This window comes from Allobosea sp. P5_A5 (assembly GCF_056400625.1).
On the sequence record NZ_JBFUKY010000008.1, the window covers coordinates 186,133 to 209,621 of the forward strand.

Below are 23,489 nucleotides of genomic sequence, written 5' to 3' on the forward strand. Positions count from 1 at the left end.
CACATCAGGCGATCTTACTGCCTCAGGCGACGGCCTTCTTGAGCGCGTCGACGAGGTCGGTCTTTTCCCAGGAGAAGGAGCCGTCGCGGCCGGCCTTGCGGCCGAAATGGCCGTAGGCCGAAGTCTTGGCGTAGATCGGCTTGTTGAGGCCGAGATGGTTGCGGATACCGTTCGGCGACAAATCCATGATCTGGCCGAGAACCTCTTCCAGCTTCGCTTCATCGACCTTGCCGGTGCCGTGCAGGTCGACATAGATCGACAGCGGCTTGGCGACGCCGATGGCGTAGGAAAGCTGGATCGTGGCGCGGTCGGCGAGCTTGGCCGCGACGACGTTCTTGGCGAGATAGCGCGCCGCATAGGCCGCCGAACGGTCGACCTTTGTCGGGTCCTTGCCCGAAAAAGCACCGCCGCCATGGGGCGCGGCGCCGCCATAGGTGTCCACGATGATCTTGCGGCCGGTCAGGCCGGCATCGCCATCGGGCCCGCCGATGACGAACTTGCCGGTCGGGTTGATGTGCCAGACGGTCTCCTTCGAGATCCAGCCTTCCGGCAGGGCCTGGCGGATATAGGGCTCGACGATCTTGCGGACATCGGCCGAGGTGAGCTTCTCGTCGAGATGCTGGGTCGAGAGCACGATCTGCGTCACGCCGACAGGCTTGCCGTTCTCGTACCTGATCGTGACCTGGCTCTTGGCGTCGGGTCCGAGCTTGGCAGCGGCGCCCTCCTTGGCGTGGCGGGCCTTGGCCAGCACTTCAAGGATCTTGTGGGCGTAGTAGATCGGCGCCGGCATCAGCTCGGGCGTCTCGCGGCAGGCATAACCGAACATGATGCCCTGGTCGCCAGCGCCTTCATCCTTGTTGCCGGAGGCATCGACGCCCTGGGCGATGTCGGCCGACTGCGCGTGCAGCAGCACCTCGATCTTGCAGTTCTTCCAGTGGAAGCCGTCCTGCTCGTAGCCGATCGCCTTGATCGCCTTGCGCGCGGCCGACTTGACCTTGCTCTTCAGCTTCTTCTCGTCGAGCGAGGTGCGAACCTCGCCGGCGATGACGACGCGGTTGGTGGTCGCAAGCGTCTCGGCCGCGACGCGGACCTTCGACGGCTCGTAGCCGGCCTTGATCGCTTCCTTGAAGAACAGATCGACGATCTCATCCGAGATCCGGTCGCAGACCTTGTCGGGATGGCCTTCGGAAACCGACTCGCTGGTGAAGAGATAGTTCTGGCGTGACACGGTCGACCTCGATCCGACGGGAGAGCGCGGCGGCATGGCGCCGCGCTGAAAACGCGGCACGTCAATGCGGCCGGACACGTTCGCCGTCAAGTCCCAAATTCGTTTATCGGGAAGATCGTTCGGCAACCCGGACGTAAATATGCGGAAATCAGGCTTTTTGCCCGTCTTCCTCTGCCATCGCCTCAATGAGGTCGATCACGCGACGGCGCACGCGGCTGCTCTTAATCCGAATGAAGGCCTTGGTCAGCTGCACGCCTTCGCTCGTGGAGAGGAAGTCCGAGATGTAAGTGGTCGAGGCCGAGTCGGCGAAACCGCCGGTGACCAGATCACCAGTCGGCGCGCCATCGAAAAAGAACGCGACCGGCACGTCCAGCATCTTGGCGATCTGCTGAAGGCGGCTGGCGCTGATGCGGTTCGAGCCTTTTTCGTATTTCTGGACCTGCTGAAAGGTCAAGCCCAGGGCCTCGCCAAGCTTTTCCTGGCTAATCCCTGCAAGCATACGACGCATGCGGACGCGGCTTCCGACATGCCTGTCGATGGGGTTGGGAACTTTTTTGAGAACTGTCACCTGGTCACCTGTGAAAGCCTTCGTCAGGCCAGGAGCCGCAATCCTGGTCGGCGCGGGAGGCGTGATGTATTACAAGTTCAGGACGCGGTCTACCGCCTTGACGTAACGTCCACTACCGACTTGCTCACCGTCGTCTGATGGACGATATGGCCAGAAATAAGACCGACAGCCCGGCAAAGATCGCATCACCCATACGAGCATAGAGCGTCATCGGACCACTTCGCGGCAAGGCGACATCGAGAACGCCCTGCGTCCCGAGCGGCAAGCTGGCGACGACGCGGCCATAGGCATCGACGACGCCCGAGATGCCGGTATTGGCGACGCGCACCAGCGGTAATCCTTCCTCGACGCTGCGCAGCCGGGCCTGGGCGAAATGCTGATGCGGCCCGCTGGTGACGCCGAACCAGCCATCATTGGTGAGATTGAGGAAAAAAGCCGGGCGCGGCCCGGGCGGCGTGACCTCTCCGGGAAAAACTACCTCGTAGCAGATCAAGGGTGCCGCCGGCGGCAGGCCTTTGATCGAAATCGGAGCGTGGCGGGTGCCGGACGAGAAGCCGCCGGGCACCGAAACGAATTGCGAGAGCCCGACGGCCCGGATCAACGTGCCCAAAAAAGGCGGGAGATATTCGCCGAAGGGGACGAGATGAACCTTGTCGTAGCTGGAAAGGATGGCGCCTTCGTCGTTAACCACCTGAATTGAATTGTAGATCGGCGGGCGCCCCTCGCCCGGCAGCGCCTCGCCGGCGCGGGCGGCACCCGTGATCAGCGTGACGTCCGGCGGGAGCGCGGCGGCGATGCGCGACAGCGCGCCCGGCGTGCGGCCTAGCAGGAAGGGAAAGGCCGATTCGGGCCAGATCAGGTGGGTGACGCCCTGCAGACCGGGATTCTCGGGGCTCGTCGCCCGGTCGCTGAGCTCGAGATATTGCTCGAGGATAGCGGGCCCGTTGGCGCCGTTGAACTTGGCATCCAAGGAGAGATTGGGCTGCATCAGGCGAAGCTTGACGCCCGCGACCACCGGAGACGGGGCGGCCGGCACGCGCCAGAACCCGTAGCCGAAGAAGCCGGCGAGCGTCAGCAAGGCCAGGAGCGGGGCCGCCCACCGGGCGGAAACCGTGTCGCCGGTGCCGATCGTCGCCGGCGCGGCGCTGATCGCGACCGCAAACAGGGTCAGCCCATAGAGCCCGAACAGCGAGGCGACCTGCTCGAGATGGATCTCGCCGGTTAGCATCATACCGTAAACATTCCACGGGAAGCCCGTGAACACATGGCCACGCAGCCACTCGCTGAGGCCCAGCATCGCGGCCAGCACCAGAATCCGCGTCGCTCCACGAGGCCAGAACAGACGCGAGCACCCGAAGGCCAGAGCTGGGAAGAAGGCGAGGAAGGCTGGGAGCACCACGACGCCAAGCGGCATCGCCCAGGCGAATTTGTCGGCCTCGACCAGAAAGGCGGCGCCCAGCCACCAGAGTCCGGCGATGAAGAAGCCGAAGCCCCACCACCAGCCGGCAGCGAAGCCGGCGCGGAAGCGCTGACCCGCCGTCGCGCCGACCGCTCCATCGACCAGCCAGATCGCGATCGTCATCGGAACGACCACCACCGGCCACCAATCCAGCGGGGCCAGCGCCAGGGCTCCGCAAGCGCCTGAGGCGAAGGCGATCAGGCGCTTGCGCCATCCCCAGGCGAGAATGACGGCCTCGGCGACGCCGGTCAGGCGCATCAGCCGGGTTCCATCGCCGCTTCCTGCGGCGCCGTCTCGTCCCGGCGCCGGATAGTGAGGCGCTTGACCCGGCGCTGGTCGGAGTCGAGCACCTCGAACGAAAGGCCCTCGGGACCTTCGACGATTTCGCCTTGCGTCGGCACGCGGCCCGCCAGCGTGACGATCAGGCCACCCAGCGTGTCGATGTCGTCGGCCACCTCGTTGCCCGACAGATCGACACCGGTGGCCTTCTTCAGTTCGTCGAGCGTAGCACGGGCATCGGCGGTGAAGCAGTTGTCGCCCGCTGGCATGATCGAAGCCTCGTCCATGTCGTGCTCGTCTTCGATGTCGCCGACCACGATCTCGATCAGATCCTCGATCGAGACGAGCCCATCGGTACCACCGTATTCGTCGATGACGAGAGCGATATGCGTCCGCGTCGCCTGCATCCGCACGAGCAGATCGACCGCCGGCATCGAGGGCGGAACATAGAGCACCGGGCGCAGCAGCTTGGTCGCAGAGAGCAGCTTGTTGAGATCGACCGAGGCGAGATTATGCGGCGTCGACACGACCGCCTCGCCCGCGAGCGCCGCGTTTGCATCGGCGGGCTTGGCCTTTTCGGCGATGTATTCGAGGAAGTCGCGGATATGCACCATGCCGCGGGGATCATCGAGCGAATCGTCGAAGACCGGCAGGCGGGAATGGCCGGCCGTGCGGAAATAGGCGAGGAGCTGGTCCAGCGTGACGTCGGCGGGCACGGCAGCGATATCGGCGCGCGGCACCATCACGTCGCCGACGCGACGCTCGCGCAGGCTCAACACGTTGGTGAGCATGGCGCGTTCCTGCACCGAAAGATCGGTAAGCTCGCCATTCGACCCGGCCAGGGCCTCCACGATATCCTCGCGGGCGGTGCCGCCGCCTCGCACCCCGAGGCGATCCAGGAAATGACTGAGCCAATGGCCGAGGCCACGTCCGCCATTGTCGTTCTGTGATTGTCGACTGTCGTCGCTCATCGTCGTCAATGTTCTGCCAGGGAGGGCGCCGGCACGGCCAGAAGCTCGGCATCGGCATAAGGATCGGCAATGCCGAGATGAGCCAGCGCCGCAACCTCGAGCGCTTCCATGCGCTGGGCCTCGGTTTCGGTCTCGTGATCCTCGCCGAGCAAATGCAGCAGGCCGTGGATCACCAGATGGCGGAAATGGTCGGGAAGGCTCTTGCCTTCGGCCTGCGCCTCGCGCGCGACCGTCTCGTAGGCGACGACGATATCGCCGAGCAACGGACTGCCTTCGATACGCTCGGGCGCTGCCGCGGGAAAGGACAGGACATTGGTCGCCTTGTCGAAGCCGCGCCAGTCGCGGTTGACGATGCGAATGCGGCGGTCGTCGGTCAGCAAAACGCTTAGCTCGGCACCGTCGAGCGGCCGCCTCGGCGCGACGGCGAGCCCGGCCGCAAGGGCCTCGTTCACCAGGGCCCTGAGGGTTTTCAGATCCCCCAACTCCCGCCAGAGACGCGACTGGGCCCGAATGTCGAGAACAAGCTCGGGGCCGACGTCCCTGCGCGATTCTCCGATGCGCGCAGAAGCATTGTTTTCACGCGAACCGGTGCCCGCTTCGCTCGAAAATGCTCCAGTCTTCGCGGGCGGCACTGAGCGCCGCGCGCGAGGTCGATCCGTCATCGCGGCCGCTCCCGCGCCAGCATCCGCTTCAATCCTTCGCTATCGCCCTCGCCCTGCGGCGCGGAGGCCCCTGCGGGGCGACGCATCGCTTCCTCGCGCTCGTCGCGCTCGCGGCGTGCCTGGGACTCATAGGCCATGACGATGCGGCGCACCAGATCGTGGCGCACGACATCGCCTTCCTCGAAGCGGGCATAGCCTATGCCCTCGACATCCTTCAGCAGCTTCACCGCTTCGACGAGGCCGGAGCGCTGGCCCGGGGGCAAGTCGATCTGCGAGGGATCGCCAGTGATGATCATGCGCGAGCCCTCGCCCAGGCGGGTGAGGAACATCTTCATCTGCATCGAGGTGGTGTTCTGCGCCTCGTCGAGCAGGACGACCGCGTTGGACAGCGTGCGGCCGCGCATGAAGGCCAGCGGCGCAATCTCGATCATGCCGGTCTGGAGGCCGCGCTCGACATGGCGCGCTTCCATGAAATCGTTCAAGGCGTCGTAGATCGGCCGGAGATAGGGATCGACCTTCTCGCGCATGTCGCCGGGCAGGAAGCCGAGCCGCTCGCCGGCCTCGACCGCCGGACGCGACAGAATCATGCGCTCGACGACGCCCTGCTCGATCAGCGAGACGGCATGTCCGACCGCCAGCCAGGTCTTTCCGGTGCCGGCCGGCCCCTCGGCCAACGTCAGCTCGTGACGCTTGAGCTGGCGCAGATAGGCGTCCTGTGCCGCGTTGCGGGCCCGGACGGGGCCGCGCTTTCGCGTCACCACCGCGTCAAAGGCCGCCTTGCCGGCGTCGGCCGTCGGGAACAACGAGCGCTGGACGTTGCTCTCCTCGATCGCGCCGTCGACATCACCGAGCGTGACCGGCGCGCTCGCCTTGGCGCGGGCATAAAGCGTCTTCAGCACGCGTCCGGCCTGTTCCGCCGTCTCGCGCGGGCCCTTCACGGTGACATGGTTGCCATTGGGGCTGACGACGACGCCGAGCCGCCGTTCGAGATGGGCGAGATGCTGGTCGTACTGCCCGAAGACGAGGCTGGCGAGACGGTTGTCCTCGAAGGTCAGCGTGACCTCCGTCGCCGGCAAGCTTGCGCCGGCGAGACCTTCGCCACGCGCCGGCGCGGGTTCGCGCCGGGGGTTTCTGTCCGGTCTCGGCGTCATCGAGTCAGCCTGTGCCAAATGCGTCATCTCCCTGACGTGTGTTCCGGCCGGGCAGGAACGACCGGCGGGATCGTCTCTCAGCATAACCGAACGCAACGATTTCAGCCTGATGACAGACCACCATCAGGATCGAGATGGGGGCGAGGACGGGCGCGCTCAAGCCGCCATGTCCTTGCTCGACACATTCTCCTCGGGGACCAGCCGGCCGAACAGGGAATTGGTGCCCGTTCGCTCGATGACGACGCGGACGATGTCGCCGATTCGATGGGTGTCATCTTCGATCTGCACCGCCTGCAGGTAAGGCGACTTGCCGGCGAGCTGGCCAGGATAGCGGCCCGCGCGCTCCAGCAGGATTTCGACCTCGCGGCCGATCATCGCGGTATTGAAGGCCTGACGGTGATGCTCGATGCGAGCCTGCAGCCGGTAGAGCCGCTCGTCCATCACCTCGCGGGGGACCTGCTCGGCCAGATCCGAGGCGGGCGTGCCGGGGCGCGGCGAGTATTTGAAGGAATAGCTCGACGCGAAGCCGACCTCTTCGACAAGGCGCATCGTATCCTCGAAATCGGCATCCCTCTCTCCGGGAAAGCCGACGATGAAATCGGACGAGAGCGCGATATCCGGCCGGGCGTTCCGGATACGCTCGATCAGGCGGCGGTATTCATCGCCGGTATGCTTGCGGTTCATCGCCGCCAGGATGCGGTCGGAGCCCGCCTGCACCGGCAGATGCAGGAAGGGCATCGCCTGAGGCAGATCGCGATGGAGGGCGATCAGCTCGTCATCCATGTCGCGCGGATGGCTCGTGGAGTAGCGGATGCGGGCGATGCCCGGCACTTCGGCGACCCGCCGCATCATCCTGGCCAAGCCCCAGACGGCGCCGTCCGGGCCTTGCCCGTGATAGGCGTTGACGTTCTGCCCGATCAGGGTGACGTCGCGCACGCCGGCCTCGGCGAGGCGCTCAACCTCCGCCATGACCTGCGCGACAGGGCGCGAGAACTCGGCACCGCGCGTATAAGGCACGACGCAGAAGGCACAGAACTTGTCACAGCCTTCCTGCACCGTGACGAAGGCGGATACGCCGCGCGCGCGGATCGCCTGCGGCTTCGGGGCCGGCAAGAAGCCGAACTTGTCCTCGCTCGGCAGATCGGTATCGACGACGCGCCTGGTCGCCGCCTCAGTGAGCAGCTCGGGCAGGCGATGATAGGCCTGCGGGCCGACGACCAGATCGACGGCCGGCTGGCGGCGCTGGATCTCGGCGCCCTCGGCCTGGGCCACGCAGCCGGCGACGACGATGCGGACATCGTGCCCTTCCGCCTTCTGCGCGTTCTTGAGGTCCCGCAGCTTGCCGAGCTCGGTGTAGACCTTCTGCACCGCGCGTTCGCGGATATGGCAGGTGTTCAGGAGGATGAGGTCCGCACCTTCCGGCGACGCCGTCTCCTCGAAGCCCTGTTCGCCCAGGATGTCGGCCATGCGCTGTCCGTCATAGACGTTCATCTGGCAGCCGAAGGACTTGATGTGGACTTTCTTCATCGTCGCGGTCAGGTTCTCCAAACCGTCTGCATACTCCGGTTCGCGCGGCTTGGAAACGGCCGGTCCGCCTCCGACTTAAGGGCAAGCAAGCTGCGCGCCAGCCCGCTCCGCTCTATCCCGCCGGGCGGCCCGCGACGGCGCGGCGCCGTGCGCTGCGCACGCTCGCCTCAGCCTGTCGCGCCGTCTCCTTGCGGGAAGTTGCCTTGCCCATCACGATCGGCGCGCCCCATTCCAGCTCGACATCCACCTTGCCGCTGGCGAGCACATGCCTGAGATGCGGGACGAGTTCGGTGTCGCCGTACCAGGCCAGCGCCGCCCTGTCGGTGCGGCCGCCGGGCAGGCCTTGCGTGCCGGTATAGGTGATCGTCAGCGGGTAGACCGTCACATCTCCACCGGCTTCGTCGATCGCGTGCTGTGCCGCGCCGAGCAGCGAGGAGCGGAAAGGCAGGATGCGGGTGCCGTCGCCGGTCGTGCCTTCGGCGAAGAGCACGATGTCGTCGCCGGCCGCCAGCCGCGCACCCATGACGGCCGCCGTGCCGGCGGTGGCGCCGCGACGCTGCCGGTCGATATAGACGGTGCGTTGCAGGCCCGCGAGCGCGCCGATCACCGGCCAGCCCGCGACCTCGCTCTTCGCTACGAAAGACAGCGTGCGCTCGGCCCCAAGAACGCTGATATCCAGCCAGGAGACGTGGTTGGCGACAATCAGCACGCCCGTGCCAGTCGGCGGCGGCGTCCCCTTCAAGCGCCGGCGGACGCCGAGGCACAGGCAGACGAGGCGGTGAAAGCGGCGCGGCAAGGCGCCGGCCTTGCCCGGTGCGATGCGAACCGCCGCAAGCTGCAACGGCAGAAGCACTAGCGTTCCCAGCACGAGCACTGCGAGCCTGACGATCGCGCCGATCCCGATGCCGCTCAAGGACGACCGGTCCCGACCGCTCGCGGCCGCGATCTCACCGGGCTGCGCTGGCGTCGTGACAGATGGATCGGGCGCGATCGTCACCCGAGATCCAGCCGCATCGCGATCGCGCCTGCGCGCGAGCCGTCGGCCTTGGGATAATAGCCCTTGCGACGGCCGACTTCCCGGAAGCCGAAATGCCGGTAGAGACGTTCCGCCGGCTGGTTTCCGTCCTCGACCTCGAGGAAGACATGCGCAACGCCCTCGGCGGCCAGCCGTGCCAGATGCGCGGCCAGCAAGGCCCGTCCCAGTCCATCGCGGCGGTGAGCCGGCGAGACGACGATGCAGAGAATCTCGCTCTCATCCGCCGCCTTGCGGGACAATACGAAACCGTCCGGCTCCCGTCCGCGCCCGCAAAAGGCGCCATCGGCCACCACAGTCGCATCCGCGATCAACGCCGCGCATTCGCCGGGCTCCCAGCCACGCGCAAACCCGCCCTGATGGTGAAGCGCCGCGACCCGGCCGGCATGGCCGACATCCAGCCGACCGGTCCGAACGGGGCCTGCATGGGGGCGCAGAAGCTTGCGGAGCCAGTCGACGCTGTTCGCCATGCCGCTTGTTGGCATGTGCTGGCGCAGGGTCAACCCTGTTTTGCGAGGGAGGGTCACCGGCGCGGCAACCGCGCCTTGTCCTGCGGCGTCGTTTCCGGCGCCTTGAGGTAAAGCGGGCGCGGCGGGGCACCGTCGGGGTCGGCGATCAGGCCGAGCCGGGCGACCCAGGCAATGTCTGGCGCCCGGGCGGCATCGATCACCAGCGCATCGAGCCCGATCGCCCAGGCCTCGTTGGCGACGGCGAGCGCGGAGGAGCCGACCAGGCTGACTGGTCCGGCGCCGATCGCGCGCGCGGCATCGCGATAGCTCACCTGCCGCAGCGAAACGAGCGGCTTGCCGCCTGAGGTCAGCGCCTGGAACCAGACCTGACCATGGCGGGCATCGAGCGCGGCGGCGACGACCCGGCCCGGTTCGCGCCCGATCAAAGGCGCCGCGCAGGCCGCGACCGTGGTCACGCCCACGGCCGGAATGCCTACCGCGAAGGCGATGGCACGAGCCGCGCTGACGCCGACGCGCAGCCCCGTATAGCTCCCAGGCCCCACGGTGACGGCAACACGACCGAGCGAGCCGAAGCCGCCTTCGACGTGCTTCATCACGCGCTCGACCAGCGGCATCAGGGCTTCGGCATGACCCCGCTCCATCGGCAACTGCTCGCTCGCGAGAGGGTTTTCCGTTCCGGCATCCAGGACGCAGGCCGAGCAGGCGCCGAGCGCGGTGTCTATCGCAAGAATGCGCATCGAGACGAGTTCAACCTACCGAGAAGTCGCGAGGAAACGGCATGTCGTCCCGGGCGAAGGCGTCCGGGACGGTGTATCCAGTCTGACCCTATCAGGTCCGAGCCGGTCAAACCGCCTCGACGTCCTGCACCTCGGGCAGAAAATGGCGCAGTAGATTCTGGATGCCGTGCTTGAGGGTCGCGGTGGAGGAGGGGCATCCGGAGCAGGAGCCCTTCATCGCGAGATAGACGGTGCCGTCGCGATAGCCGCGAAAGGTGATGTCGCCGCCGTCGCCTGCCACCGCCGGGCGAATCCGGGTTTCCAGCAGGTCCTTGATCGTCTCGACCGTCTGGGCGTCGGACGGCTCGAAGAACTCGCCCTCCTCGTTCAACGCCATGTCGGCGCCTTCGGCGAGCACCGGCGCGCCCGACATGAAATGCTCCATGATCGCGCCAAGGATCGCGGGCTTCAGATGGGGCCATTCGACATCGGCCTTGGTCACCGTGATGAAGTCGGAGCCAAGGAAGACGCCGGAGACGCCCGGCACGCCGAAGAGGCGTTGCGCCAGCGGCGAGCGCTCGGCCTCGGCCGATTCCCGCATGTCGAGCGTGCCGCTGCCCATGACGAGACGGCCGGGCAGGAATTTCAAGGTCGCCGGGTTCGGCGTGGCTTCGGTCTGGATGAACATGATTGCCTCCGGTGCCGGCGGTTCAAGGCCGCCGTTCCTGGGTCCGATATAGGCCGCCGGATGGAATCATTCCAGCCGGACAAGAACGGATTGCCGCTCAAGCGAGCGCGTCGATCTCTTCGTCTTCGAGATGGCCCGGCACGATCGCGACCGGAATCGGGAAGCTGGCCGAGGATTTGCCGGCAATCGCGCTGACGAGCGGGCCGGGTCCATCCCGCCCGACCCCCGCTGCGAGAACGAGCAGCGAGATGTCCTCGTCTTCCTCGATCAGCTTCAGGAGTTCGTCGGCCTTATCGCCCGTGCGCACGATCTTTTCCGGCTCCAGTCCGGCAAGCGCACGCACAGCCGCCGCCGCCGCATCGAGTTGCTTTTCGGCTTCGGCCTCCGCTTCGGCCTGCATCACCTCGCCGACGCCGAGCCAGGTCTCGTGCTCGGGCGGGAGCGCCACGCCGAGCAGGACGATGGCCGCGCCGACGCGGGCGCAGCGGCGCGCGGCAAAGCGGACGGCCTTGCCGCACTCGTCGCTGTCATCGACTACGACGAGAAATTTCGCGCGATGGCCCGTCTCGTAGGACCGCCGTCTCTTCACCATGGATGGACCTGCCGCCGCTTCAGGAGCGCGCATGGTGGCCTGCGCCGGGGGCCCGGCGCAAGCCCGTCGCGCAGGTTGGGATCAGCGCCGCACGAAACCGACGATGTCCTTGACCTCGCGCATGATCGGCGCCGCGATCGTTTCGGCACGTCCGGCACCTTCGCCCAGGATCGCGTCGATATGGGCCGGCTCGGCCAGCAAACGACGCATTTCGCCGGCGATAGGCGCGAGCTTCTCGACCGCGAGGTCGACCAGCGCCGCCTTGAACCCAGAGAACTGGCTGCCACCGAACTGCGCCAGCACCGCCTCCTTGGCGGTTCCAGACAGTCCGGCATAAATGCCGACGAGGTTCTCCGCCTCAGGCCGGCCTTCCAGCCCCTTTGGCTCGGAGGGCAGCGCGTCGGCATCGGTCTTCGCCTTGCGGATTTTCTGCGAGATCGCTTCGGCATCGTCCGTCAGGTTGATGCGGGAGTATTCGGACGCATCCGATTTCGACATCTTCTTGGTGCCGTCGCGAAGGCTCATCACGCGCGGCGCCGGCCCCTGGATCATCGGTTCCGGCAGCGGGAAGAAGCCGTGTTCGCCCATCCCGAGGCCAAGCTCCGCGATCTGCGGGCCGAAGTCGTTGTTGAACTTCTGGGCGATGTCGCGGGTGAGCTCGAGATGCTGCTTCTGGTCCTCGCCGACCGGAACATGCGTGGCCTTGTAGAGCAGAATGTCGGCCGCCATCAGGTTCGGATAGGCGTACAGGCCGACCGAAGCGTTCTCTCGGTCCTTACCCGCCTTCTCCTTGAACTGGGTCATGCGGTTCAGCCAGCCCAGGCGGGCGACGCAGTTGAACACCCAGCCGAGTTCGGCATGGCCGGAAACCTGGCTCTGGTTGAAGATGATGCTGCGTTTGGGATCGACACCGGCCGCGATATAGGCGGCCGTGACCTCGCGGATCGCGCGCTTCAGGTCGGCGGGGTCCTGCCACATCGTGATCGCGTGCATATCGACGACGCAGTAGATGCACTCATGCGTCTCCTGCATCGCGACCCAGTTGGTCAGCGCGCCCAGATAATTGCCGAGATGCAGTGTCGAAGTCGGCTGCATTCCTGAGAAAACGCGCTGGTGAAAACCCGACATGGGGCTCGCTCCGTCGTCACGGTGGACAAGAGAAGCGGCGCTTCTGGCTCAAGCCTGCCGCTTGCGCAAGGGGAGAGCGCCGAGGCCACCCAGCGCCCAGCCGAGCCCGCCATAAACAACCGCCCCGCCCAGGCAGACCAGCGCGAGCGCGCCGATCCGGTGCAGCGCCGGCTGATCCGGCGCAAGCGATGGCGCCAACCTCTGCAACAGCAGCAGCAAAGCGCCGACCATGCCGACGCTTGCGGCGAGGCTGGCGACAACAGGCCGCAGATTGCCGGGCGTCGGATGCCAGATCCCGTCGCGCACCAGGCTGACCCCCAGCCAGAGAGCCTGAACCAGAAACGCCAGCGTCGCGGCAAACGCCGCCATTTGCGCCGCATTGCCGGGCTGCGCCAGCAGCAGCCCCGTCAACGCCACGACGATGATGGCGACCCCCCCGGAGAGGAGCGGAAGCCGAGGGAGACGACGGGCGAAATAGACCTGTCCGAAAACCTTGGCAGCCACCGCAAAGGGCAGTCCGTAGCCGAACCCCGCCAGCGCGGCGGCCGTGCGCTGGCGGTCGGCAGGGCCGAAGCGGCCATATTCGAACAAGACCGACACGATCGGATCCGCAAGAGCGACGAGCGCGGCCCCGGCCGGCAGCGCAAGCGCAAGACCCAGCGCCAGCGAGCGACCCAGCATGGCGTCGGGGCCGGCGCGCCCGGCGGCCTCGGCCATGTCCGAGAGCACGACCGTGCCCATCGCCACGCCGACGAAGCCGAGCGGCAGCTGGAAGACGCGGTCGGCGTAATACAGCGCCGAGACCGCGCCCGGCTCGATCGAGGCGATCTGCGTGGCAACGAGCAGAACGAGCTGCGCGGCGGAAGCCGCCAGCAAGGTGGCGCCGCCCGTCTTCACCAGGCGGGTCATGTCGTGCGACCAGCGCAGCGACGGGCGGATCGGGCCGAGGCTGCGCTGGGCTAGCAGGATCATGGCGAGATGGGCAAGGCCTGTCAGACTGACGCCGATGGCCAGCCAGCGCGCCGCGTCCTCAGGCGCGGAGCCGAAGGCGTATAGCGACAGCAGTAGCGCGAGCAGGAGCGCATTCATCAGGGCGGGCGCGAGCGCAGCCACGGTAAATCGCTTCTCGGCATTGAGCAGCGCCGCCAATAGCGCCGCCAGCGTCGTCAGCAGCAGAAAGGGCAGCATCAGCCGGGTGTAGTAGGCCGCGAAGGCCAGCGTCTGCGGCTCGTCGGCAAACCCCCCGGCCAGGCCCAGCACCAGCCAGGGCGCGAAGAGTTCGCCCACCGCGACCACCAGAACGAGCAGGAAGGCGAGGTTGCCGGTCGCCTCCGCCGCGAAGCGGCGGGCATCAGCCAACCCCCGCTCCCGGGCGATTTCGAGATAAAGCGGCACGAAAGGCGCGTTGAGGCCGCCTTCGCCGAGCACGCGGCGGACCAGATTGGGCAGCCGCAGCGCCGCGAGATAGGCATCCGCCACGGGCCCGCCGCCGAGCAGGCGGGCGATCAGCACGTCGCGCGCAAAGCCGAGCAGCCGCGAGCCGACCGTCGCCGCCCCGACGACGGCGGAATCGCGAGCGAGGCGGGACGGCGGATGCTCTGCCGACCCACCCGGCAAAACCATCAGAGAATGAACCGGCTCAGATCGGCGTTCTTCGCGAGATCGCCGATTCGCGCTTCGACATAGGCTGCATCGATCGTCACGCTCTCGCCGGAGCGGTCGGGAGCCGTGAAAGAGATGTCGTCGAGGATGCGCTCGATGACGGTCTGGAGGCGGCGCGCGCCGATATTCTCGACCGTGGAGTTTACATCGACCGCGATGCGCGCGATGGCGTCGATCGCATCCGGCTTGAACTCGATCGTGACCTCCTCGGTCGCCATCAGCGCCACCGATTGCTTGATCAGGCTGGCTTCCGTCTCGGTCAGGATGCGCTTGAAATCCTCGATGTCGAGGGGAGAGAGCTCGACGCGGATCGGCAGGCGGCCCTGCAGTTCCGGCAGCAGGTCGGAGGGGCGCGAAACATGGAAGGCGCCCGACGCGATGAACAGGATGTGGTCGCTCTTGACCGCGCCATGCTTGGTCGCGACCGTGGTGCCCTCGATCAGCGGCAGCAGGTCGCGTTGCACGCCCTCGCGCGAGACATCGGCGCCGCCCTTGCCCTCGCGGGCGCAGATCTTGTCGATTTCGTCGAGGAAGACGATGCCGTTGTTCTCGACCTCGCGGATCGCCGCCTGGATGATGGCGTCCTGATCGATCAGCTTATCGCTTTCCTCGGCCAGAAGCGGGGCATAGGCATCCTTGACCAGCATGCGCCGGGGCTTGCCCTTCTGGCCGAAGGCCTTGCCGAACATGTCGCCGAGGTTGATCGCACCGATCGAGGCGCCGGGCATGCCGGGCACCTCGAACATCGGGGCGCTCGCACTGGCGCCTGCCGCCACCTCGACCTCGATCTCCTTGTCGTCGAGTTCGTTGGCGCGCAGCTTGCGGCGGAAGGAATCGCGGGTCGCCTGACTGGAATTGGCGCCGACGAGGGCATCGAGCACGCGCTCTTCGGCCGCGACATGGGCTTTGGCCGCGACATCCTTGCGGCGGCTTTCCCGGACCAGGGCAATCGCGATCTCAAGCAGGTCTCGCACGATCGATTCGACGTCGCGGCCGACATAACCGACCTCGGTAAACTTGGTCGCCTCCACCTTAACGAAGGGCGCGTTGGCGAGCTTGGCGAGGCGACGCGCGATTTCGGTCTTGCCGCAGCCGGTCGGCCCGATCATCAGGATATTCTTCGGCGAGACCTCTTCACGCAAAGGCCCTTCGAGCTGCTGGCGGCGCCAGCGATTGCGCAGCGCGATGGCGACGGCGCGCTTGGCGTCCTTCTGACCGACGATGAAGCGGTCGAGCTCGGAGACGATCTCGCGGGGGGAGAAGCTGGTCACTGGCGATACCTTATGAGCTTGAACGAACCCGATCCACGCGTTGTCATCCCGGACGCAGCGAAGCGGAGATCCGGGATCCATTCCGGAGCACTTATCTATGAGGTTCCGGAATGGATCCCGGGTCTCCCTCCGGTCGCCCGGGATGACCAGCAGATCCTCCGGCAAAGGACTTGAACGCCGTCACGCCGCGTCCAGCGTCTCGATCACGAGGGAATGGTTGGTATAGACGCAGATATCGCCGGCGATCTTCATCGCCTTGCGCACGATCGTCTCGGCGTCCGGTTCGATATCGATCAGGGCGCGCGCCGCCGAAAGCGCGTAATTGCCACCGGAGCCGATCGCCATCACGGCGCCGTGCTCGGTCATCTCGGGCTCCAGAACGTCGCCGGTGCCGGAGATCAACAGCGAGACCTCCTTGTCGGCGACGAGCAGCATCGCCTCCAGCCGCCGCAGATAGCGGTCGGTGCGCCAGTCCTTCGCCAGCTCGACGCAGGCCCGCAGCAATTGTGTCGGATATTGCTCCAGCTTGCTTTCCAGTCGCTCGAACAAGGTGAAGGCGTCGGCGGTGGCGCCGGCGAAACCGGCGATGACCGCACCCTTGGCAAGGCGGCGGACCTTGCGCGCATTGCCCTTCATGATGGTCTGGCCGAGCGAGACCTGTCCGTCCCCGCCGATGACGACGCGCCCGCTCTTGCGCACCATCAAAATGGTGGTGGCATGCATGACGGGGACTTGGCTTTGTTCAGGCATTGCGAAACCGGCGAGAGAGGACGACTGCGAGCCAAGATGTTCAGGCGCGCGCCCAGTATCAAGGGGAAAGGCCCTGACGTTGCTGCCTGTCGGCAAGCCATCATGCCTTACGAAAGGTGAGGTATTTAATCTTCTTTTTATCGATTGCAGATATTGGTCAGCCAATTGCGTCTCTCTGGTGGAAGACGTGGGGGACCAGGACACATGAAATCGATCCGTCTCAAGATCATGGCGATGCTGGCGATCGTCGCCGGCGGTGCGGTGCTGTGCGCGGTGTTCAGCATTTACACGTTGCTGCAGGCTGATCGCCTGAACAAGAGCGCCAACCTCATGGACGACATCGCGATCGTCACGGAGCGGATCAATTCGAGCATGATCGGCATCGTGGCGGATTCGCGCGGCATCTACATGGCGAAATCCCCTCAGGAGGCGGAGCCTTTCGCCAAGGGCGTCGAGAGCCGCATCGTCGATCTGCGTAAGCAGTCGGCCGAGCTGTTGGACAAGGTGCCGGCCGACGAGCGCGATACTGCCGCCAAGATTGCAGCCACCATCGCGGACTTCATTACCTTCCGCACAGAGACCGTGCGTCTCGGGCGGAGCGTTTCGCCGCAGGCCGCCAACGATCAAGGCAACAACGACGCGAACCGATCGAACCGCAAGGCATTGGGCGACCTGGTCGCAAGCTTTGCCCAAGGCAACATCAAGATCAGCGATGCCTTGGCCGCAGACGCCGACACGTTTACCGCCCGCGCGACCTATATCCTGCCAGCCGCGCTTCTGGTTACGCTGCTGCTGAGCTTCGGCATCGCCCTGACCCTTGCCCAGCGCTTGATCACGCGGCCGATCCTGGCGCTGGCCGGCGTCATGGAGAAGCTGACCGCCGGCGACACGCAGATCGTGGTGCCGCATACCGAGAGTGCCGACGAGATCGGCCAGATGGCTCGTTCGGTTTCGGTGCTGAAAGACGCCACGGCCCAGGTCGCGGTTCTGCAAGAGCAGGAGCGCGCGGCATCCGCGGCGCGTCTGGCGCGGGCGCAGTCGATGGAGGCCGTGGTGTCGGATGTCGGCGAGGTCGTGGCTGCTGCGGCGGCGGGCGATTTCTCGGCGCGGCTTGAGATCCAGGATGCCGACGCGCAGATGCAGAAGCTCGTCGCCGGCATCAACGAGATCAACGCGGTGGTCGACAGCGCGACGACGGAGTTTGCCGGTGCGTTGCAGGCGATCGCGGGCGGGGACCTGACCAACCGGGTGGAGACGGGCTATCGCGGCCGCTTCGCCGATCTGAAGGCGGCGATCAACGAGACCGTGGACCGCTTGTCGGTGACGGTCTCGACGATCCAGGTCACGGCGGGCGATGTCGGGCTGGCGGCGCGCGAGATCAACATGGGCGCCGACGATCTCTCGAAGCGCACCGAGGAGCAGGCGTCGAGCCTGGAGGAGACGGCCGCGACCACCGAGGAGCTTGCGGCGAGCGTGAAGGCCTCGGCGCAAGGCTCGAAGGAGGCCGCGCGCATCGCCGACGATGCGATGCAGATGGCGCAGTCGGGCGGCGTCATCGCCGGCCAGGCGGTCGAGGCGATGGCCCGCATCGAGACCGCCTCGCAGAAGATCTCCGACATCATCCGGGTGATCGACGACATCGCCTTCCAGACCAATCTGCTGGCGCTGAACGCGGCAGTCGAGGCGGCACGCGCTGGCGACGCCGGCAAGGGCTTCGCGGTGGTGGCCTCGGAGGTGCGCACGTTGGCGCAGCGCTCGAGCGACGCGGCCAAGGACATCTCGACGCTGATCTCCTCCTCCAACGTCGAGGTCGAGGAGGGCGTCAAGCTGGTGCGGCAGGCGGGCGAGCAGCTCTCCCACATCCTGCAGGCCTCGCAGAAGGTGGCCGCGACCATCGCCGAGATTTCGGCGGCGTCGGGCGAGCAGGCCAACGGCATCGATGAGATGAGCCAGGCAGTGGCGCATCTCGACGAGATGACGCAGCAGAACGCCGCGCTCGCCGAACAGAGCGCGGCCTCGGCCGGCGCGCTGTCGGGCCGCATCGGCCAGCTCAACGACCTCGTCGCCCAGTTCAGGACCGGACGTGAGGGTCAGCAGGCCTCTTCCCAGCAGGCTTATGCCGCACCGGTGGCCTACGCCGCGGCCGGCGGCATGAGCCGCAGCGCCTCACGCCCGGCGCCGCGCACTGCGGCTCCGGCATCGGCGAAGCCTGCGCGCTCTCCTGCCCCTATGGCCTCGCATGGCAGCGGCGGCGAACCCCAGCGCCTGCGCCAGCTCGCCGAAGCCGCCTTCGCCCAGACCCGCGCCGCCCCCGCCAAACCCGCCCCCCGGCAGGTCGCCAATGGCCGTGCCCAGGACGATGGCTGGGAAGAGTTCTGAGACGGGACACCTTCGACCGGATGAGCCCGGCCATACTTCCTAACGGCGCCGAAAGGCGCCGTTAGCGCGTTCAGGCGACCATCGGGCGTCGATTCGCCCGCTTTCCGGCATCGCGGCCTCTTGAAAAGCGGCGTCTCGCCCCCATTTCGCCGATAGCGCCGCCACAGTCGTGCCTAGCAGGCGCCATCATCGACAGACATCGTTGTGAGACTTCGACGTTGCGGGTGCATCAGCATGCGCAAGCGCCGTCGACCCTGCATCGCCACTCCGGGCGAGACGGGACTCTCCTCATTTCAGGGAGACGAGAGACATGCCAATCAGCCAGGTTCTTCAGGCCTTGGGGCAGTTTGCCTCGGGCTTCACGCCCGCCGCCGCTTCGCCCCGGCCGCTTGAGATCGATTTTGCCGATGTCGGTGCGCCGACCCCGTTCGAACAGGCCGCCATCGGCGCCTGGAAGACCGAGGACGGCAGCATCGTGATCGACCTTTGTCCAAACGGGCAGTTTCGCAAGAAGAAGCCCGCCATCGGGGCCGAACATCTCGGTCGTTATGCCGTGGACCGCTCGAAGCTTTATTTCGAGGGTGAGGCGGGCTGGGTCGCGCTCGGAAAGCTCAAGCGCGGCACGCTCAGCATCGGCGAGAAGCGCTTCCGAAAGGCCTGAAGGCCGGTCGTCCATCAAAAAAACCCCTGCCCCTCGAAAGAGGCAGGGGCTTTTTTTATCGCGGCGAGCTTCAGTATCCGACGGTGAAGCGCCGGCGGCTATGGGCCGGCTTTTCGAGCTCGTCGACCAGCGCGATGGCATAATCCTCGGCCGAGATGGCGCTCTGGCCGTCCGCATCGACAAGGAGCTGATCCGTGCCGAGCCGGAACCGCGCCGTACGCTCGCCCGGCTGGATCAGCGCGGAAGGCGAGAGGTAGGTCCAGTCCAGCGTCTGCTCCTGCTTGAGCAGATCGAGGAACGCACCGCCCTTCTTGGCTTCGTCGTAATAGGCCTGCGGAAAATTCGGCGTATCGACGAGCTGCACGCCCGGCGCCACTTCAAGGCTGCCGGCGCCACCGACAACCAGATAGCGCGGCACGGCGGACTGCTTCACGGCAGCAAGCAAGACCTGCGGATCGCTGGCGGAGAAATGCACGGCGCTGATCGCTGCGTCGTGCCCGGCGATCAGCGCCGCCAGTCCGTCCTTGTCGAAGACGTCGCCCTTTGCAGCGGTGACGGCTGGCAACGCGGCGACCTTCTCCGGGTTGCGGGCAATGGCGGTCACAGTGTGCCCTCGGCTCGACAGCTCGGCGAGGAGGCGCGAGCCGATAAAACCGCTGGCACCGATCAATGCGACTTTCATGATGGAAGCTCCTTCTGTAAGTATCTAACGGATACCTGCAATCCGATGGAGCCTATGTGATCTCGCCGGCTGCCCTCGTAAAGAAGGCACTTTCAGGCGACGTGGTCACGTCCAGGAAACCGACATGTCGAAACCGCCATGCTGAAACGTCCCGATGCTTTTGCCGCGCTGTGCCCGACACGGCGCATTCTCGACCGGATCGGCGATAGCTGGGCCGTGCTGATCCTGATCGCGCTCAATGAGGGCACGTTGCGCTTCAACGAACTGAGGCGGCGCATCGAAAGCATCTCTCAGAAAATGCTGTCGCAGACGCTGAAGAGCCTGGAACGCGACGGGCTCGTCACGCGGCGGGTTTTCGCAACCGTGCCCGTGACGGTCGAATATTCGCTGACCGAGCTGGGGCGGACATTGTCGGCGACCGTCAACCATCTGACGATCTGGGCCGAAGCGCATATCGGCGAGATCGAGACGGCGCAGCGGCGATACGACCGTCGGGACGGAGGTCCAGCCATGAACGACGCGCAGGGGAGCCCGATGCAGGCCACGACGCCCGCACGCTGAGCGGCGGACAGACCGGCTAACCTCCTGCCGGGCTCCACGTCTGCTGGCATTTCCCGCGATTTGGTGTATACGCCCCGCAACCGGCCGGAAACGAGCCGGCTGCGCGACGCTTCCTCGATGAAGCGCTTGCGGACTTCGGACCTTGCTGGACGACATCCCGGCCTGGCCCGCCAGATCAACCTCAGACCGAAGGGACACCCCGATGTCGATCACACCCGAGCGCAAGACCGCTCTGATGCAGGAATACGCCACCAAGCCGAACGACACCGGCTCGCCGGAAGTCCAGTGCGCGGTCCTGACCGAGCGCATCAACAACCTGACCGGCCACTTCAAGACGCATGCGAAGGACAACCATTCGCGCCGCGGCCTGCTGAAGATGGTCTCGCAGCGCCGTTCGCAGCTCGACTATCTGAAGAGCAAGGATGAAGGCCGCTACAAGACCTTGATCGAGCGGCTCGGCATCCGCCGCTAAGCGCCGATCGAAGACAGTTTCCGCCCGGTGCAGCCACGCTCCGGGCGGCTCCTTTTCGGGGCCATGCCGCCTGGCGGCTCGCCCTGTTTCCGCGGCGGCCGCATGGGGCGGCTTCCGTATCACCGGCCGGGCGTCGCAGACGTCCATGGCAGGATCGCCGAGCGCTCGGGCGCCATTCCTTTTCCGAGCGTTCCGCCGTCTTGCCCATGGGCCTGAAGGCGCCGGGCCGGTCGAACCGACCGAAAGACGAAACATCCATGTTCGACATTCAAACCGAAGAACTGATCTGGGGCGGCCGCAAGCTCGTCCTCGAAACCGGCAAGATCGCCCGCCAGGCCGACGCCGCCGTGCTCGCCACCTATGGCGAGACCGTGGTGCTCGCCACCGTCGTCTCGGCCAAATCGCCCAAGGCCGGGATCGATTTCTTCCCGCTGACGGTGAACTATCAGGAAAAGACCTTCGCGGCCGGCCGCATTCCCGGCGGCTATTTCAAGCGCGAGGGACGCCCGAGCGAGAAGGAGACGCTGGTCTCGCGCCTGATCGACCGGCCGATCCGCCCGCTTTTCGTCGAAGGCTATCGCAACGAGACGCAGGTCGTCTGCACCGTGCTGCAGCATGACCTCGAGAACGACCCCGACATCGTCGCGATGGTCGCGACCTCGGCTGCCCTGACCCTGTCGGGCGTGCCCTTCATGGGCCCGATCGGCGCGGCGCGCGTCGGCTATGTCGACGGTGCCTACAAGCTCAATCCGCTGGTTGACGAGATCAAGGGATCGCAGCTCGACCTCGTCGTCGCCGGCACGCCCGACGCCGTCCTGATGGTCGAGTCGGAAGCCAAGCAGCTTTCCGAAGAGATCATGCTCGGCGCCGTGATGTTCGGCCACAAGCACTTCCAGCCGGTGATCGACGCGATCATCCGCCTGGCCGAGAAGGCCGCCAAGGAGCCGCGCGATTACACCCCGGCCGACAACTCCGTCGTGCTCGAGGCCGTGCTCAAGCTGGTCGACAAGGACATCCGCGCCGCCTACCAGATCCGGACCAAGGCCGAGCGCTACAAGGCGCTGGACGCCGCCAAGGCGAAGGTTTCCTCGCTGATCTCGGACACGCCGGACGGCAAGACGACCTTCACCAAGGAGCAGGTCGGCGGCCAGTTCAAGGAGGCGCAGGCCAAGGTCGTGCGCTGGACCATTCTGGACGACGGCGTCCGCATCGACGGCCGCGACCTCAAGACGGTCCGCAAGATCGTCTCGGAAGCCGGCATCCTGCCGCGCACCCATGGCTCGGCACTGTTCACACGCGGCGAGACCCAGGCGCTCGTCGTGACCACGCTCGGCACCGGCGACGACGAGCAGTACATCGACTCGCTGGAAGGCACCTACAAGGAGACCTTCCTGCTTCACTACAACTTCCCTCCCTATTCGGTGGGTGAAGCCGGCCGCATGGGCTCGCCCGGCCGCCGCGAGATCGGCCATGGCAAGCTCGCCTGGCGCGCCATCCGGCCGATGCTGCCGGAAAAGTCGGAGTTCCCCTACACCATCCGCGTCGTCTCGGAGATCACCGAGTCGAACGGCTCCTCCTCGATGGCCACCGTCTGCGGCACCTCGCTGGCGCTGATGGATGCCGGCGTGCCCCTGAAGGCGCCCGTCGCGGGCATCGCGATGGGCCTCATCCTCGAAGGCGAGCGCTTCGCGGTGCTCTCCGACATCCTGGGTGACGAGGACCATCTCGGCGACATGGACTTCAAGGTTGCCGGCACTGCCGAGGGCATCACCTCGCTCCAGATGGACATCAAGATCGCCGGCATCACCGAGGAGATCATGAAGGTCGCCCTCGACCAGGCCAAGGGCGGTCGTGACCACATCCTCGACGAGATGAACAAGGCGCTCTCGACCTCGCGCGGCCAGCTCGGCGAGTATGCCCCGCGCATCGAGACGATGAAGATCCCGGTCGACAAGATCCGGGAAGTCATCGGCTCGGGCGGCAAGGTGATCCGCGAAATCGTCGAGAAGACCGGCGCCAAGGTCAACATCGAGGATGACGGCACCATCAAGATCGCCTCGGCCGACGGCAAGTCGATCGAAGCCGCGATCAAGTGGATCAAGTCGATCGTCTCGGAAGCCGAAGTCGGCATGATCTACGACGGCACGATCGTCAAGATCATGGAGTTCGGCGCCTTCGTGAACTTCTTCGGCGCCAAGGACGGCCTCGTCCACATCTCCGAGCTTGCCGCCAACCGCGTCCAGAAAGTCTCGGACGTCGTCAAGGAAGGCGATAAGGTCAAGGTCAAGTTCCTCGGCCAGGACGAGCGCGGCAAGATCCGCCTCTCGATGAAGGTCGTCGACCAGGCCACCGGCGAGGACCTCACCGAGAAGCTCAAGGCCCAGCGCGACGCCGACAAGTCACGCGAGCGCGGCGCCGCCGAGTGATCGGCCTTCCTGTGATGCTTTAAGCTTCACGTGAAACATGAGACGCCCCGCATCGCAGGATGCGGGGCGTTTTTTATGAGGCGCCGTGATGGTCGGGGCTGGGGCCGCGCATCACGTATTGAAGACAGCTCCGGCATCTGCCTCCTCGATGAT

Annotated in this window: 22 protein-coding genes; 5 read left to right on the forward strand and 17 right to left on the reverse strand. The window is 66.2% G+C overall.

Translation table 11 applies throughout. The annotated features are described in order from the left end of the window. Nucleotides 1–22: 22 nt before the first annotated feature. The 16 genes from metK to hslV all read right to left on the reverse strand — a co-directional run bounded on the left by metK (nucleotide 23) and on the right by hslV (nucleotide 16,155). Nucleotides 23–1,228, reverse strand: coding sequence for a methionine adenosyltransferase (metK, locus tag AC1DR6_RS16845; RefSeq protein WP_476830396.1), 1,206 nt, complete (start codon nucleotides 1,226–1,228; stop codon nucleotides 23–25). Nucleotides 1,229–1,376: 148 nt separating this feature from the next. Next, nucleotides 1,377–1,796, reverse strand: a complete 420-nt coding sequence (locus tag AC1DR6_RS16850) for a helix-turn-helix domain-containing protein (RefSeq protein WP_476830397.1) — start codon at nucleotides 1,794–1,796, stop codon at nucleotides 1,377–1,379. A 124-nt stretch (nucleotides 1,797–1,920) separates the two neighbouring features. Continuing rightward, the gene (gene lnt / locus AC1DR6_RS16855; protein ID WP_476830398.1) at nucleotides 1,921–3,513 is read right to left on the reverse strand and encodes an apolipoprotein N-acyltransferase; all 1,593 of its coding nucleotides are present in this window, start codon (nucleotides 3,511–3,513) and stop codon (nucleotides 1,921–1,923) included. Then, on the reverse strand, nucleotides 3,513–4,505 hold the full coding sequence (locus tag AC1DR6_RS16860; RefSeq protein ID WP_476830399.1) for a hemolysin family protein: 993 nt from the start codon (nucleotides 4,503–4,505) through the stop codon (nucleotides 3,513–3,515). Before AC1DR6_RS16860 ends, lnt begins: the two co-directional genes overlap by 1 nt. 5 nt (nucleotides 4,506–4,510) lie before the next feature. Continuing rightward, on the reverse strand, nucleotides 4,511–4,957 hold the full coding sequence (gene ybeY / locus AC1DR6_RS16865) for an rRNA maturation RNase YbeY (protein WP_476830400.1): 447 nt from the start codon (nucleotides 4,955–4,957) through the stop codon (nucleotides 4,511–4,513). A 206-nt stretch (nucleotides 4,958–5,163) separates the two neighbouring features. After that, on the reverse strand, nucleotides 5,164–6,318 hold the full coding sequence (locus AC1DR6_RS16870; RefSeq protein WP_476830401.1) for a PhoH family protein: 1,155 nt from the start codon (nucleotides 6,316–6,318) through the stop codon (nucleotides 5,164–5,166). A 156-nt stretch (nucleotides 6,319–6,474) separates the two neighbouring features. Then, nucleotides 6,475–7,845: a tRNA (N6-isopentenyl adenosine(37)-C2)-methylthiotransferase MiaB gene (miaB, locus tag AC1DR6_RS16875; RefSeq protein WP_476830402.1), complete on the reverse strand. Its 1,371-nt coding sequence runs from the start codon at nucleotides 7,843–7,845 to the stop codon at nucleotides 6,475–6,477. 112 nt (nucleotides 7,846–7,957) lie between these two features. Continuing rightward, nucleotides 7,958–8,842 (reverse strand): lysophospholipid acyltransferase family protein, encoded by an 885-nt coding sequence (locus AC1DR6_RS16880; protein ID WP_476830403.1) that lies wholly within the window; start codon nucleotides 8,840–8,842, stop codon nucleotides 7,958–7,960. Beyond that, a complete protein-coding gene (locus tag AC1DR6_RS16885; protein WP_476830404.1) occupies nucleotides 8,839–9,348 on the reverse strand; it encodes a GNAT family N-acetyltransferase in 510 nt (169 codons plus the stop codon). Before AC1DR6_RS16885 ends, AC1DR6_RS16880 begins: the two co-directional genes overlap by 4 nt. A 53-nt stretch (nucleotides 9,349–9,401) precedes the next feature. Then, on the reverse strand, nucleotides 9,402–10,085 hold the full coding sequence (tsaB, locus tag AC1DR6_RS16890) for a tRNA (adenosine(37)-N6)-threonylcarbamoyltransferase complex dimerization subunit type 1 TsaB (RefSeq protein ID WP_476830405.1): 684 nt from the start codon (nucleotides 10,083–10,085) through the stop codon (nucleotides 9,402–9,404). Between the two features lie 106 nt (nucleotides 10,086–10,191). Next, nucleotides 10,192–10,752, reverse strand: a complete 561-nt coding sequence (locus tag AC1DR6_RS16895; protein WP_476830406.1) for a NifU family protein — start codon at nucleotides 10,750–10,752, stop codon at nucleotides 10,192–10,194. Between the two features lie 97 nt (nucleotides 10,753–10,849). Further along, nucleotides 10,850–11,344: a universal stress protein gene (locus tag AC1DR6_RS16900; RefSeq protein ID WP_476830407.1), complete on the reverse strand. Its 495-nt coding sequence runs from the start codon at nucleotides 11,342–11,344 to the stop codon at nucleotides 10,850–10,852. 81 nt (nucleotides 11,345–11,425) lie between these two features. Continuing rightward, nucleotides 11,426–12,472 carry a tryptophan--tRNA ligase gene (trpS, locus tag AC1DR6_RS16905; RefSeq protein ID WP_476830408.1) on the reverse strand — a complete coding sequence of 349 codons (1,047 nt, stop codon included), beginning with the start codon at nucleotides 12,470–12,472 and terminating at the stop codon, nucleotides 11,426–11,428. 48 nt (nucleotides 12,473–12,520) lie between these two features. Next, the gene (murJ, locus tag AC1DR6_RS16910; RefSeq protein WP_476830409.1) at nucleotides 12,521–14,095 is read right to left on the reverse strand and encodes a murein biosynthesis integral membrane protein MurJ; all 1,575 of its coding nucleotides are present in this window, start codon (nucleotides 14,093–14,095) and stop codon (nucleotides 12,521–12,523) included. Beyond that, entirely contained in the window at nucleotides 14,095–15,405 is a 1,311-nt protein-coding gene (gene hslU, locus AC1DR6_RS16915; protein ID WP_476830410.1) for an ATP-dependent protease ATPase subunit HslU, read from the reverse strand. Before hslU ends, murJ begins: the two co-directional genes overlap by 1 nt. 180 nt (nucleotides 15,406–15,585) lie before the next feature. Beyond that, nucleotides 15,586–16,155, reverse strand: a complete 570-nt coding sequence (gene hslV / locus AC1DR6_RS16920; RefSeq protein ID WP_476830411.1) for an ATP-dependent protease subunit HslV — start codon at nucleotides 16,153–16,155, stop codon at nucleotides 15,586–15,588. A gap of 204 nt (nucleotides 16,156–16,359) precedes the next feature. Between hslV and AC1DR6_RS16925 the strand changes: the two genes are divergently transcribed. Continuing rightward, a complete protein-coding gene (locus tag AC1DR6_RS16925) occupies nucleotides 16,360–18,534 on the forward strand; it encodes a methyl-accepting chemotaxis protein (protein ID WP_476830412.1) in 2,175 nt (724 codons plus the stop codon). 310 nt (nucleotides 18,535–18,844) lie between these two features. Continuing rightward, nucleotides 18,845–19,195 (forward strand): Atu4866 domain-containing protein, encoded by a 351-nt coding sequence (locus AC1DR6_RS16930; protein ID WP_476830413.1) that lies wholly within the window; start codon nucleotides 18,845–18,847, stop codon nucleotides 19,193–19,195. Between the two features lie 70 nt (nucleotides 19,196–19,265). On the opposite strand, the gene AC1DR6_RS16935 is transcribed toward AC1DR6_RS16930, so the two are convergent. Next, on the reverse strand, nucleotides 19,266–19,877 hold the full coding sequence (locus AC1DR6_RS16935; protein WP_476830414.1) for an NAD(P)-dependent oxidoreductase: 612 nt from the start codon (nucleotides 19,875–19,877) through the stop codon (nucleotides 19,266–19,268). A gap of 138 nt (nucleotides 19,878–20,015) precedes the next feature. Here AC1DR6_RS16935 and AC1DR6_RS16940 point away from each other — a divergent pair, with 138 nt between their 5' ends. The 3 genes from AC1DR6_RS16940 (at nucleotide 20,016) to pnp (ending at nucleotide 23,336) form a co-directional block, all read left to right on the forward strand. Beyond that, the gene (locus AC1DR6_RS16940; protein WP_476830415.1) at nucleotides 20,016–20,438 is read left to right on the forward strand and encodes a winged helix-turn-helix transcriptional regulator; all 423 of its coding nucleotides are present in this window, start codon (nucleotides 20,016–20,018) and stop codon (nucleotides 20,436–20,438) included. A gap of 202 nt (nucleotides 20,439–20,640) precedes the next feature. Continuing rightward, a complete protein-coding gene (gene rpsO, locus AC1DR6_RS16945) occupies nucleotides 20,641–20,910 on the forward strand; it encodes a 30S ribosomal protein S15 (RefSeq protein ID WP_476830416.1) in 270 nt (89 codons plus the stop codon). Between the two features lie 257 nt (nucleotides 20,911–21,167). Then, complete coding sequence (gene pnp / locus AC1DR6_RS16950; RefSeq protein ID WP_476830417.1) at nucleotides 21,168–23,336, forward strand: polyribonucleotide nucleotidyltransferase; 2,169 nt, start codon at nucleotides 21,168–21,170, stop codon at nucleotides 23,334–23,336. Nucleotides 23,337–23,489: the final 153 nt, after the last annotated feature.

What these genes read in the sequence shown, in the direction of transcription:
- AC1DR6_RS16870 (WP_476830401.1), bottom strand. Translation starts at nt 6,318, where the DNA reads ATGACGCCGAGACCGGACAGAAACCCCCGGCGCGAACCCGCGCCGGCG.
- AC1DR6_RS16930 (WP_476830413.1), top strand. Translation starts at nt 18,845, where the DNA reads ATGCCAATCAGCCAGGTTCTTCAGGCCTTGGGGCAGTTTGCCTCGGGC.
- tsaB (WP_476830405.1), bottom strand. Translation starts at nt 10,085, where the DNA reads ATGCGCATTCTTGCGATAGACACCGCGCTCGGCGCCTGCTCGGCCTGC.
- hslV (WP_476830411.1), bottom strand. Translation starts at nt 16,155, where the DNA reads ATGCCTGAACAAAGCCAAGTCCCCGTCATGCATGCCACCACCATTTTG.
- AC1DR6_RS16925 (WP_476830412.1), top strand. Translation starts at nt 16,360, where the DNA reads ATGAAATCGATCCGTCTCAAGATCATGGCGATGCTGGCGATCGTCGCC.
- AC1DR6_RS16885 (WP_476830404.1), bottom strand. Translation starts at nt 9,348, where the DNA reads ATGGCGAACAGCGTCGACTGGCTCCGCAAGCTTCTGCGCCCCCATGCA.
- rpsO (WP_476830416.1), top strand. Translation starts at nt 20,641, where the DNA reads ATGTCGATCACACCCGAGCGCAAGACCGCTCTGATGCAGGAATACGCC.
- AC1DR6_RS16900 (WP_476830407.1), bottom strand. Translation starts at nt 11,344, where the DNA reads ATGGTGAAGAGACGGCGGTCCTACGAGACGGGCCATCGCGCGAAATTT.
- AC1DR6_RS16940 (WP_476830415.1), top strand. Translation starts at nt 20,016, where the DNA reads ATGCTGAAACGTCCCGATGCTTTTGCCGCGCTGTGCCCGACACGGCGC.
- pnp (WP_476830417.1), top strand. Translation starts at nt 21,168, where the DNA reads ATGTTCGACATTCAAACCGAAGAACTGATCTGGGGCGGCCGCAAGCTC.
- AC1DR6_RS16935 (WP_476830414.1), bottom strand. Translation starts at nt 19,877, where the DNA reads ATGAAAGTCGCATTGATCGGTGCCAGCGGTTTTATCGGCTCGCGCCTC.
- AC1DR6_RS16860 (WP_476830399.1), bottom strand. Translation starts at nt 4,505, where the DNA reads ATGAGCGACGACAGTCGACAATCACAGAACGACAATGGCGGACGTGGC.
- AC1DR6_RS16895 (WP_476830406.1), bottom strand. Translation starts at nt 10,752, where the DNA reads ATGTTCATCCAGACCGAAGCCACGCCGAACCCGGCGACCTTGAAATTC.
- trpS (WP_476830408.1), bottom strand. Translation starts at nt 12,472, where the DNA reads ATGTCGGGTTTTCACCAGCGCGTTTTCTCAGGAATGCAGCCGACTTCG.
- lnt (WP_476830398.1), bottom strand. Translation starts at nt 3,513, where the DNA reads ATGCGCCTGACCGGCGTCGCCGAGGCCGTCATTCTCGCCTGGGGATGG.
- murJ (WP_476830409.1), bottom strand. Translation starts at nt 14,095, where the DNA reads ATGGTTTTGCCGGGTGGGTCGGCAGAGCATCCGCCGTCCCGCCTCGCT.
- miaB (WP_476830402.1), bottom strand. Translation starts at nt 7,845, where the DNA reads ATGAAGAAAGTCCACATCAAGTCCTTCGGCTGCCAGATGAACGTCTAT.